The organism is Homoserinimonas sedimenticola (assembly GCF_026094475.1).
GTDB classification, from domain to species: domain Bacteria; phylum Actinomycetota; class Actinomycetes; order Actinomycetales; family Microbacteriaceae; genus Homoserinimonas; species Homoserinimonas sedimenticola.
Window position 1 is genome coordinate 4094 of sequence record NZ_JAPELL010000003.1, and the last position, 1464, is coordinate 5557.

The 1464-nt window shown below is 54.4% G+C and carries 2 rRNA genes (1 of these 2 running past the window's edge); both read left to right on the top strand.

Annotation, left to right across the window (positions count from 1 at the left end):
- Positions 1-1155 (top strand): 23S ribosomal RNA (locus OH146_RS13590) (it extends 2061 nt beyond the left edge of the window).
- Positions 1156-1287: 132 nt separating this feature from the next.
- Positions 1288-1404 (top strand): 5S ribosomal RNA (rrf, locus tag OH146_RS13595).
- Positions 1405-1464: the final 60 nt, after the last annotated feature.

Here is a 1464-nt window from a genome sequence, read left to right on the forward strand (position 1 = left end):
GGCCGCAGAGACCAGTGGGAAGCGACTGTTTACTAAAAACACAGGTCCGTGCCAAGTCGCAAGACGATGTATACGGACTGACGCCTGCCCGGTGCTGGAAGGTTAAGAGGAGCGGTTAGCGTAAGCGAAGCTGCGAATTTAAGCCCCAGTAAACGGCGGTGGTAACTATAACCATCCTAAGGTAGCGAAATTCCTTGTCGGGTAAGTTCCGACCTGCACGAATGGCGTAACGACTTCCCAGCTGTCTCAACCGCGAACTCGGCGAAATTGCACTACGAGTAAAGATGCTCGTTACGCGCAGAAGGACGGAAAGACCCCGTGACCTTTACTACAGCTTGGTATTGGTGTTCGGTGTGGCTTGTGTAGGATAGGTGGGAGACTGTGAAGTGGGCACGCCAGTGTTCATGGAGTCATTGTTGAAATACCACTCTGGTCATATTGGATATCTAACGACGAACCGTGATCCGGTTCTCGGACAGTGCCTGGTGGGTAGTTTAACTGGGGCGGTTGCCTCCCAAAAAGTAACGGAGGCGCCCAAAGGTTCCCTCAACCTGGTTGGCAATCAGGTGTCGAGTGTAAGTGCACAAGGGAGCTTGACTGTGAGACTGACAAGTCGAGCAGGGACGAAAGTCGGGACTAGTGATCCGGCAGTGGCTTGTGGAAGCGCTGTCGCTCAACGGATAAAAGGTACCTCGGGGATAACAGGCTGATCTTGCCCAAGAGTCCATATCGACGGCATGGTTTGGCACCTCGATGTCGGCTCGTCGCATCCTGGGGCTGGAGTAGGTCCCAAGGGTTGGGCTGTTCGCCCATTAAAGCGGTACGCGAGCTGGGTTTAGAACGTCGTGAGACAGTTCGGTCCCTATCCTCTGCGCGCGCAGGAAATTTGAGAAGATCTATCCCTAGTACGAGAGGACCGGGATGGACGAACCTCTGGTGTGTCAGTTGTTCCGCCAGGAGCACCGCTGATTAGCTACGTTCGGAATGGATAACCGCTGAAAGCATCTAAGCGGGAAGCCAGCTTCAAGATGAGATTTCCATCCCTTTTAGGGGAGAGGCTCCCAGCTAGACTACTGGGTTGATAGGCAGGATGTGGAAGCGAGGACTAACGACTCGTGCAGCTGACCTGTACTAATAAGCCGATAACTTGATAACACTTACAAAGATGTTTCGCGTCCACTTTGTGGTTCCCGATTTACGGTCGGGGATCATCCCACCACCACCAAAACACCCCCACGGGGTGGCACGGTGCTGGTGGCTATGAACTGATACCTAAATCAATAGTGTTTCGGCGGCCATAGCGAGAGGGAAACGCCCGGTCACATTCCGAACCCGGAAGCTAAGACTCTCTGCGCCGATGGTACTGCAGGGGGGACCCTGTGGGAGAGTAGGACACCGCCGGACTTCTTCGATGAAATGGCCACCCCAACGCAGGGGTGGCCATTTCGCGTTAACACGGTCGCC